At 62.8% G+C, this 10,593-nt stretch carries 6 protein-coding genes and 1 pseudogene; 3 read left to right on the top strand and 4 right to left on the bottom strand.

The window, feature by feature from the left end; genetic code table 11:
- Positions 1-150: 150 nt before the first annotated feature.
- From FBR05_00850 to FBR05_00865, 4 genes and pseudogenes are all read right to left on the bottom strand, one after another.
- Positions 151-342: pseudogene (locus FBR05_00850) on the bottom strand (Fis family transcriptional regulator).
- Between the two features lie 873 nt (positions 343-1,215).
- Complete coding sequence (locus tag FBR05_00855) at positions 1,216-2,199, bottom strand: aldo/keto reductase (protein MDL1870734.1); 984 nt, start codon at positions 2,197-2,199, stop codon at positions 1,216-1,218.
- 51 nt (positions 2,200-2,250) lie between these two features.
- A complete protein-coding gene (locus FBR05_00860; protein ID MDL1870735.1) occupies positions 2,251-2,703 on the bottom strand; it encodes a hypothetical protein in 453 nt (150 codons plus the stop codon).
- Between the two features lie 740 nt (positions 2,704-3,443).
- Positions 3,444-3,713, bottom strand: a complete 270-nt coding sequence (locus tag FBR05_00865; protein MDL1870736.1) for a hypothetical protein — start codon at positions 3,711-3,713, stop codon at positions 3,444-3,446.
- Positions 3,714-4,061: 348 nt separating this feature from the next.
- Between FBR05_00865 and FBR05_00870 the strand changes: the two genes are divergently transcribed.
- The 3 genes from FBR05_00870 to FBR05_00880 form a co-directional block, all read left to right on the top strand.
- Positions 4,062-8,549 carry a tetratricopeptide repeat protein gene (locus FBR05_00870; GenBank protein ID MDL1870737.1) on the top strand — a complete coding sequence of 1,496 codons (4,488 nt, stop codon included), beginning with the start codon at positions 4,062-4,064 and terminating at the stop codon, positions 8,547-8,549.
- 213 nt (positions 8,550-8,762) lie between these two features.
- Positions 8,763-10,115, top strand: coding sequence for a hypothetical protein (locus FBR05_00875; GenBank protein MDL1870738.1), 1,353 nt, complete (start codon positions 8,763-8,765; stop codon positions 10,113-10,115).
- Positions 10,116-10,211: 96 nt separating this feature from the next.
- The coding region (locus tag FBR05_00880; protein ID MDL1870739.1) for a Nif3-like dinuclear metal center hexameric protein at positions 10,212-10,593 on the top strand (382 nt) is incomplete at its 3' end.

Here is a 10,593-nt window from a genome sequence, read left to right on the forward strand (position 1 = left end):
TGCTCTCCCGGGCCCAGCTCCCGCTCGCCGTGAAGGCGGAGCTGATCCTCGTCCCGATCTTGACCCTGGGACTCGCGTGGCGCCTATGGAAACGCCAAGCCGGGCGCCGAATCGTCTTGCTCCCATTATTTGCCCTATGGCTCCCCGCCTTCTTCCCCTTCGGCGGCGCGGAGGTCTTCGGGGGGGGCGAGCGTTATGCGATCCTGCTCCCCGCGCTGGGCCTGATGGCCTGTCTGGTATTCCTGTCGACGGAGGCGGCACCGCCCTGGAAAAAATGGCAGTTCGCCGCCCTGGCCCTCCTGGCCTGGGTGCCGGGCGCGCTGGCCGGTCCGCGCCTCGAGGCCGCGCACCCGAAGTCCCTCGACCCCGACTTCGAGGCCTACCGGCAAGTCAGCGAGGAGTTAGCCGGAAGAGACATCCCGATGTTGATCGCGCACAAGGGCCTGGTCTTCTATTACAAGTACCGCTGGATGCGCGAGGCCTTCCCCTACGAACCCGAGCGCCACTGGGACAAGACGCGCATCTGGCGCCTGGCCTACGGCGTCACGCCGGACGAATTACATTACCGGCTGTCCGAAGAATGCAATTGGGAGAGCGAAAGGATCCTTCGCCTCGCCACGCCGAGCTATATTTTGATCCGAGAGGATTGTTGGCAAGATTTTCGAAAAAAAATCCGCCGAGAAGACGACGCCGCTCTCTACGAACGAGTCTGGGAAAGCCCGCAAAATCCTTCCCAACACCGCCCGGCCTTTTTGTATCCCAAGCACGCCGAAGACCCAGACGAAGCCTTCCCCGCCCTGCCAAAAAAATAAAAAAATTAGGGATTCGGGCGCTTCTTTTTCCGAAAATCTTAGAATCAAATTTTTACAGCGGGAGATCCCCCGAGCCCCGGGCTATACCCTCGGAACGGGTTTCGAAGAGGCCCTCCCCTTGAAGCCTATATATCAGGGCCTCTTCGACCTTTCTCCCGGCCGGCTTGAGGCCGGGAGAAAAGAGTGAAGAGGGTATAGCCCGGGGCTCGGGGGATCGGGCAAAAACACAAACGTAACGAGATCAAAACAAAGGAGGGAAAAAAAGAACGCCCCGGATCGCTCCGGGGCGCCCCATGCGTGAGAAAGTGAGAAGCCTTCCCAGCGCAAAAACCGCCGTGCCGATGAGAAAAGATCGGCGTTCCTACCCAGAAGTTGCCCTGTTTTGCGCCTTGCCCGGAATGACCTAGCCGTAATGAGGATAATAATTCCTCGGCCAGGAAAAGGTATAGGCCTTTTTCAGTTCCTCTTCCGAAAAACCTTCAAAATCCGAGACTTCGACGTTGGCCCGGACGTGCTCGAGGCTCCGCATCCCGACGACCACGGTCGAGACGGCGGGCTCCATCAGGCAGAACTTGAGCGCGGCCTGGGCCAGGCTCGTGAAGGGCGGCCGCCGCAGGAACTCGAAGGCCGCGGCCCGCTCGCAGGTCTCGCGCAAACGATCTCCCTGGAAATAGTGCGCCCGCCAGTCCCCCTTCGGAAAACGCGTCTGCGGCGTCAGCGCGCCGCTCAGGCCGCCCTCGTCGAGCGGGACGCGCACGATCACCGCGACGCCCTTCTCCCGACACAGCGGAAAGAGGCGCTCCCGCGCCCGCTGGTCGAAGAGGTTGTAGATCACCTGCACCGAATCGATCAGGCCGCTGGCGACTAGCTTCAGCCCGTTCTCCGGCTGATGGTCGTTGAGGGAGACGCCGAAGCGCCGGATCTTGCCCTGCGCCTTGAGGAGCCGCACCGCCTCCAGCCAATCCCCCTGCGTGAGCCAGGCGTCTTCCCAGACGTGGAGCTGCTGCAGGTCGAGGCATTCCGTGCCGAGATTTTTCAGCGAGTACTCGGTCACCTCGATCAAGTGGCGGCCGGGAAAGACCTCCTGAACGGGGACGCCCGGCTTGGGCGGCCAGGCGAGGTTCTTCGGCGGACACTTGGTGGCGACGAAGGGCCGGGCCCCGGTCTCACGCAGAGCCCGGGCGATCAGGCGCTCCGAATGGCCGTGACCGTAGCCGTGGGCGGTATCGAGGAAATGGATGCCGCTCTCGAGCCCCGCTCGCAAGGCCGCCAAGGCGGCCGCATCGTCGCGGGGCCCCCAGTGGCCGCCCATGGCCCAGGTGCCGTGGCCGATCTCCGAGACGAGCGGTCCTCCGCGTCCAAAGGTTCTCTGACGCATGCGCGGCATTCTGGCCCAGGGCCTGAAGCGAGCAAAGGGATAATTTCGAAGGAAATAGATTTAGGGAAGGGTCCCGCCGGGCGTCACCACCGTCTGGCTCTCCGGGACGACCAGGTCGGTGCCCGGACTCGTCTCGCCGTCGACGGTCTGGGTGATGCGAATGATGTCTCCGGTCTTGCCGGGCACGCGCATGCGAAAGGAGCCGTCCGAGGCGGCGACGACGTTGCGCGGAAGTGTCACTCCCTGTTGGGCATAAGCGGTGCCGAGCAGCAATCCTTCCCAAGGCTTGGGGCGATAGGCGACGCTGATATTGGTCCCCGTTACCACCGCGTCGGGCAGAACGGCGCCAGGCGCACCGAAGATCGCCACGATGCCGCTACCGTCCGGGCCCTCGAGGGTCATCAGGCTGGAGACGGGCGCCGGGATCCCCAAGGGAGGCGAGGCCCCGCCGCAGGCGGAGAGCAGCGCCAGGAAAAACACGACCAAGGATTTTTTCAGCCAGGTTCCCATCATAAAGACTATCCTAAATATGAAACGATCCGGGCCCATCCACAAGGGAAACAGTCCGATGACTCCAAGGGATCTGGACCGCCGTTGCCGGCGCGCCCTTTGGAAAACCGCCGCAGTCCCCGATTATGCAGGGAATCCCGAGGCTTTCCAAAATAAAAGGCCGCGTCCTCCGAAATCGATCAAGGGGCACTCCATACACCTCGACAGAAATCTTATGAACGCGGCCTTTTAATTCTTTCATTTCAGTGCCGGGACTCGAGCTCTCTCCTTCTCTCGTCCCGTCCCCTATCGGCCTTTCGCTTTCGCTTCCGGCCCTTGTGCATCCTCTGACCAGATACTAAAGCAAGCTGGATGCCAAACCTGTTATTATTTTCGATAAAATAAAATAAATTTATAATTAATTGAATTTATTAAAAAATTTTTTAAAAAATGATCTTGACGATTCCAAATAGGCGCTATGCCAAAATTTAGGTATTAAATTTAGATCTTTTTTTAATAATAATTTATTATTGAATTTGTTATTCCATTTATTTTTCATAGTCATCTTTTAGAAGCGCCACCGCTTTCTATTCACACTGTCCGCCCCCCAGGGGATACATGACAATTTTTGGGAATAGGGTTTCGTCGCGACCGCCGTAGGGGCCGTTCGCGCTTGTCCCCGCTCCGGCCCGTTAGGGCGGACGCAAAAAAAAACGAGGACGGTTCCCGTCCTCGTTTCGGCCTTTCAGCGCGTTTAGAAAGCCTTAGAACAAATTACACTCGCCGTTCTCGCACACGAAGCTGCCGCCGTCGCCGGTGTTGACCGACACGAAATCGTCGGTGCGCGTGATGCTGCCGCCGTCGTCGAAGAACTCGACCGAGCCCTCCTCGCGGGCGCCGGCGTTCTCGCCGTTCAAGGAATTCTCCAAAACCTCGCCCTCGTCGGAGCCCTGCCCCGAACCGCAGGCGACCGTCCCCAGGGTCAGAGCCAACATCAGCGCCATCGAAATCTTCTTTACCCATCCAGCCTTCATGAAACCCTCCTCCTTGTTTGGATCCTCGCGGAACCTTTAGTTTGTGTGTCCCCGGGTCGTCGATCCTGCGATCGTCCTTCCCGGATAGCCTTGCCGCTTATCAAGCAAGGGGAGTGCCAAAGGAAAAAAGCCCCGGCCCCCCGATTCCATTTCGTGTTTAATATATTGAATTTATTTAATTAATTTACTTCATGGAAATAAAATGGAACCGGGGCCACCCGGAGCGAGGGATGCCGGACATCTCATTTACATCTATTTTTGATAATAATTATTCTAATTTTTAGATTCTAATCTTTTTCAATAATAATCCGCTTGGCTTTTCTCCCGGGACGCCTACACTCCTAATTTATGATGCCCGCGCCCGCACTCATCGACGGACATTACCGCGTCCTCTCCACCCTGGGCTCCGGGGCGACCGGGGAGATCTTCGAGGTGGAGGGGCCGGAGGGGCGGGCCGCGCTGAAGCTGCTGCGCCACGAGGTCGAGGGGCTGGCCGACGACGAGCGCATCGCGACCTTCAAGTTCGAATTCAGTCTGCTGAAGGGCCTCCAGCATCCCAACATCGTCCGCATCTTCGACTTCGGCTACGACACGGCGCTGCGCCGCTTTTATTTCACGCAGGAGCTGATCGCCGGCCGCAGTCTCGACCGCTTCGCAGCCGAGGCGATGCCGGCGCAGATGCGCGAGCTCTTCGTCCAGGCCCTGCAGGGCCTGGCCTATCTCCACGCCCAGGACGTGCTGCACGGGGACCTCAAGCCCGAAAACCTCCTCGTCACCGGCGCCGGCCGAGAGGCCCCCCAGCTCAAAATCATCGACTTCGGGATCTCCCACCCCAGCCTCGCCGGCACCGGCGGGACGCCGCCTTACATGGCCCCCGAGAAGATCCTGAAAGAGCCCAGTGACGCGCGCAGCGACCTCTACTCGCTCGCGGTCGTCTTCTACGCGCTGCTCACCGGCGCCAATCCCTTCCTGCAGAAAAACGTCTTCGCGACGCTGCGCGCGCACCTGCATTTCTTTCCGCCCCCCGCGACGGCCCTGCGCAAAGAGGTCGACCCGGTCTGGAGCGCCCTGCTCGACCGCATGCTCGCGAAGAATCCCCGGCAACGCCTCGCCTCCGCCGAGGACGGGCTCCGCTTCCTCGAAACGCAGGGCGAGATCCCCCTGGGCGCCGCGCCGCCCAAGCACCTCCCCGACCATTTTATCGGCCGCGAGGAGATCCTCGAACGGGCGAAGGCCTTCCTGGAGGGCTTGCCGCGGGCCGATGAGAACCGGGTCCTGCTGGTGACGGGCGAGAAAGGTCTGGGCAAGAGCGCCCTGCTCACCGAGCTGAAATACGACGCGGAGCTGCGCGAGATCGAGGTGGTCGCCCCCGGCGAGGCGGCGCGACGCCGCCCGGCGGTCAGCTTCCTCGGCGCCGAGGCCTTCGCCGCCCACCGCGAGACGGGGGCGCTCGACAAGCTTTTGGCCCAGACCTCCCTCGTCGCCGCCTTAAGGCCGGAGCAGGAGGCGGAGGCCGAAAAGGCCTTCGGCGCCCGGCGGCCGGAACGCCTGCGCCTGCGTCCCCTGAACGCGGACGAGACCGAGGCCTACCTGCGCGAGGTCACTCGCAATCCGAAGATCCCCGCACCCCTCTTGCAGGGCCTGCACCAGTGGAGCCGCGGCTATCCCGGCCCGCTGCGCGAGGCGCTGCATTCCCTCCTAAAGGACCCCTTGATCGTCGACAGCTCCGGCAAGTGGCGGCTCGCCGTCTTCGAGGAGGCCGGGCCCGACCTCTCCCGCCTCGAGCTCACCGAAGGCGCCCTGGCCCACGCCCTCGAGGGCGAGCTCGGCGCGGATCCCCGACAACACTGGCGCCTCGAGCTGCGGCGCGCCGAGGCCCTGGCGCTGCAGGGGAAGTTCGACGCGGCCCTGGCCCTGCTCGCCAAGCTGGAGGGGGATTTGGAGGCGGTCTTCGAGCGCCCCGGACGCCTGCTCGAGCGCGCGCGCCTCCTCGAGGCCCGCGGCTGGATCTACACCAAGCAGCTCCGTTACCAGGAGGCGCGGGCGGACTTCGCCTCCGGGCTCTCCCTGCTGCGGGAGTGCGAACAGCCCTCGGCCGTGCTGGAGCTGCGCCTGAGAAACTTCATCGCCTTTCTCGACCTGCAGGAGGGCCGCCTCGCCGAGGCCATCGCCGTCTTCGAGGACACCGCGGCCCGCGCCGCCGCGCTCGATCCCAAGGAACGGCGGCGCGTGACCAACAACGAGTTGGCCAACGCCTATCTCGCCGCCGGCCGCGTCTCCGAGGGGATCCGGCAGCTCGAGGCCGACCTCGACTTCTTCGCCACCCACGCCAACCCCTCCTTCCGCATGAAGGTCGGCTACAACCTGGGCGAGGCCTATCTGAAGGACAAGAACGTCGCCGCCGCGGCCGACGCCTACCTGCGCGTCGCGGAGCTGGCGCGCGGCGAGCGGCATTGGGAATATCTGATCCGCGCCTACAACGGCCTGGGCAACGTGCGCTCCCAACAGCAGCGCCCGCTGGAGTCCCTCGACTACTATCAGCGCAGCCTCTCGCTCGCGGAATATTCGCGGGACTACATGAGCGCCGCGACGGTCGCCCAAAACCGAGGCGTCCTGCTCAGCGAGCTCGACCGCCTCGACGAGGCGATCCACGACCTCGAGCTCTCCAAGCGTCTGGTCGGCAAGATCCATCCCTCCTCGCACACCCGCAGCCTGATGGCGCGGGCCACCCTCGAGCTGGGCGAGGTCTATCGCAAGCAGGGGGACTTCGCCAAGGCGCGGGCCGCCTACACCGAGGCGCAGAACCGTTCGGAGGAAGACCCCAACCTCAAGCCCTTCCGCTTCTACCCCATCGCCGCACTCGCCACCCTGGCCCTGGCGGAGGAGGATTTCGCCGCTTTCCGCGAGCTATCGCCGAAACTGATCTACCTGGCCGAGACCGAGGAGGAAAAGAAGGCGTTGGCGGACCTGCTCGCGCAGGCGCCCGAGGAGCTGCGCCAAGGCCGAGGGCCCGCGCCGCGGGCGGCGGCGAGCCGCGGCGAGGCGACGGCGATGACTGCGCCTTCGCCGTCCGGCGCCGGCGGCGCCCTGGCCAATATCCTGCGCATCAATCGCGCCCTGCTGACCGAGCACGACCCGCGCTTCCTCTTCCAAAAGATCCTGCAACACGCCGCCGAGCTCTGCGACGCCGAGACCGCGCTGCTCTTGGTCGAGGAGGACGGCGGGGCCCTGGCCGTGCGCGACGCCTTCAACACCGAGGTCGACGCCGAACAGATCGAGATCAGCCAGCAGATCGCGCGCAAGGTCCTGACCGGCGGCGCCTCGGTGGTCACCGCCGACGCGCAAGTGGATTCGGGATTCAATCAATTTCAATCGGTGGTCGCGCTGCACCTGCGCTCGATCGCCTGCGTCCCGATCCGCGCCCACCAAAAGGTGATCGGCCTGCTGTACCTCACGCACCGCTACAAGACAGGCCTCTTCTCCCCGGAGACGCTGGAGCTGCTCGAGGCCTACGGCGACCAGGCGGGGCTGGCCCTGCAAAACCTGCGCTACTTAGAGCAGCTGAAGACCCTCAACGCCCGGCTGCAAAACACCGACCTGCGCTCGAAGGTGAAGAACCCCTACGCGAGGATCCTGGGCAAAAGCCGCGCCATCGTCGAAATCCTCCAGCTGCTCGACCGGGTGAGCGACACCAACCTGAGCGTCTTGATCCTCGGCGAGACCGGCAGCGGCAAGGAGCTGATCGCCCGCTCGCTGCACGAGCACTCGCGCCGCCGCAAGGGCCCCTTCGTGGCGGTGAACTGCGGCGCCATCCCGGAAAATTTGATGGAGAGCGAGCTGTTCGGCTACAAGGCGGGCGCCTTCACCGGCGCGACGCGCGACAAGCGCGGCTTGTTGGAAGAGGCGAACGGCGGGACGCTCTTCCTGGACGAGATCGCCGAGCTGCCGCTCAACACCCAGGCCAAGCTGCTGCGCGCCCTGCAGGAGCGCGAGATCGTCCGGCTGGGCGACACCAAGGTCCTGACGCTCGACATCCGCATCGTCGCCGCCACCCACCGGCATCTCGAGGGCTGGGTGAAGGAGGGGAAATTCCGCGAGGACCTCTTCTACCGCGTCGCGCAGATGGTCTTGAACCTGCCAGCACTGCGGGAGCGCAAGGAGGATCTCTTCCTGCTCGCCGAGCATTTTCTGGAGCGCGCCGGGCAAGAGCTGAACGCAGGGAAGACGCCGCGCTTGTCCAAGGAGCTGATGATGGCGATGGCCGCCTACCCTTGGCCGGGCAACGTGCGCGAGCTGGAGAATTTCCTGCGCGCCGCCGCCGCCTTCGCCGAGCGCGGCCTGATCCGCCTGCAGGACCTGCCCGAATTTCTCCGCCGCCGCCTGCAGGAGAAGGGCGCCGCCGCGGAAGCCGCCCCGAAGCCCGGCTCCGCATCGGCCGCGACGCCGCCGCCCGCCCGCGCCGCCGAGCCGGACGGCCTCTACCGCCCCGGCTGGACCTGGGAGCGCTACGAGCAGTCGCTTTACGCCTCGGCCCTGCTGCGCAACGGCATGAACTGCGAGCGCGCCGCGGCCGATCTGGGCGTCGGCGTCGCGACCGTCTACGTTAAGCTTCGCAAATACGGCTTGAAGGCGCGCGCCGCAGAGTTCGCGGACGCGGGTCTCGCCGCGCCGAAGGCCGACCTCGAATCGATCAAACGACAGGTGATCTTGGAATCCTATCGACGCAACGGCGAGAGCCCTTACGCAGTGGCGAAGGAACTCGATATCAACGTCGGCACGGTCTACCGCCAACTCAATCCCGAAAGGCCCGAAAAAACCAAGGCGCCCCGCTCTTAAATGTCCCCGGCGAGCCCGTACCTTCTCCCTCGCGGCCTCTCAAACTGAGAAAATTATCAAAATGAAAATCCTGCATTTAAAACAGTTCACTTAACTGTTTAATATTATTTATATTTTCAATTCCTTGATTGGAATTCTTTTTGCATCTCCTCTGCTTGGGTTGCCGGGGATTCGCCCCACCCTTCGATTCATCGCAACAGCAGGAGGATTTCCATGAAAGCACGGTTCTCAAAAAATTGGGCGAATTCGATCGTCCCCGCCTTGGTGTTTCTCGCCTTGGTGGCTTGTGGAGGAAAAAAAGGCGGCGGCGAGGCCACTCAAGCCGACGTGCAGGCCAACATCGAAAAGGTCTCAACCGCAGGCGGCGGCTCGGGCTCGGGCTTGGACGTCAAGGATTCCGGCACCGGCAACGAGAACGACATCTGCGACCGTCAGGGCGACGCCTACGCTCGCTTCGCCCACTACACTTATAATTCCCGGGATTACGTCTTCAAAACCTCCAACGACTTGGGCTTTCACTCCCTCTACCAGGCCAACCCCGCGCAATACACCGCGAAGGACGTGGCGCTGATGCACACCTACTTCGTCCAAGCCGACAAGCGGGTCTACGGAATCCTGAACGTGGAGATCGAGAAGAAGATGGTTGAATATCAGACCGCCGCCCAAGCGGGAGAGTGGGCGAAGGTCCAAACTCGCTACAACAATCTTCAAACCATGTTGCAGGCGCGGAAGACGCTCTTCGCCTTCTACGCCAACATCTTCGGAATGACCGGAGGCATCACCTGGTACGAGGGCAAGGACCTCGACGGCGAGATCGCCGCGGCGATGAAACCCTATCGCGACGCCGTCACGGCCTCCACCTCCTTGACCGCAGTTCAGAAGGCCGAGATCGAGTACGGCATGATCGAATCGGCCCGCTTCACGGTCTCCCGGGTGGAAAACAAGGACTACGTGGTGGCCACCACCTTCAACGCCTCTCGCAAGATGATCGAGGTGCAGTTACTCCCGGTCACCGCCGAGACCATGCTCTACGCGAACCATCAAAAGCTGACGGAGTCCGATTATGTCGCGGCCAAGGAGATGATGAAAGCCAACGAGGTCGCCTACAAGGATCTCGAGGCGAAATACACGGCCCTGAAGGACAAGCAGGCCACGATGGATCCGGTGGAATACCAAAACCAAGTCACCGCCCTACGAGATCAATACGTCGCGGTGACGGCGAACAAATACCTGATGGAAACCTTCTTCCGCGCAGAATACTCGCGGGCCAGGGCCGTCGACGCCACCGCCACGCTCGGCACGAACAGCACGGTAACGACCCGTATGGAACAGCTGGAGAAGCAGATCGCCGACGTCAAGGCAAAGATGGGACAAGCCAGCAGCGACGCGGAAAAGGCCTCCTTGCAGGCGGAGTACGACCGCCTGATCCGCGAATACGAAAAACTCCGCGCCGATTCGGCCGCCGAGCAAGGTGTCAACGGCGCCAACACCAAAGACTCGTTCCAATTTATGTCCGCTCCCGCGGACAGCATCCGCTTCATGAATCCGGACAACAGCAAAGACTGAATCTCGACCCATTTTCGCGGAGCGAAACCGGCCTTCCCGGAGGGAGGCCGGTTTTTTTTCTTCTCTCGCGGGCCGCTTCCCGATAAAAATCCTCCCATGAAAAAACCGCTTCGCGTCCAAGACGCCTTCGACTTCCTCGAAAAGCTCGCCCCTGCCTCGCTGGCCGAGGAATGGGACCCCGTCGGGCTCCAAGTCGGCAGCCTCCAGGAAGAGCTACACGGCGTCCTTATCTCCCTCGACGTGACCGAGGCGGCGCTCTGGGAGGCGGTGGAGCACGACTGCAACCTACTGGTCACCCACCACCCGCTCTTCTTCAAGCCGCTCAAGCGCCTCGACGACCGCACGCCCGTCTCGCGCTGCGCGCGGCTCGCCGCCCAGATGGGGGTGAACGTCGTCTCCTTCCATACCAACCTCGACGCGACCGAGCGCGGCCTCAACGACCAACTGGCCGCACGCCTCGGCCTCAAGGGGGTGAAGC

It is taken from the genome of Deltaproteobacteria bacterium PRO3 (genome assembly GCA_030263375.1).
Lineage (GTDB): Bacteria > UBA10199 > UBA10199 > DSSB01 > DSSB01 > DSSB01.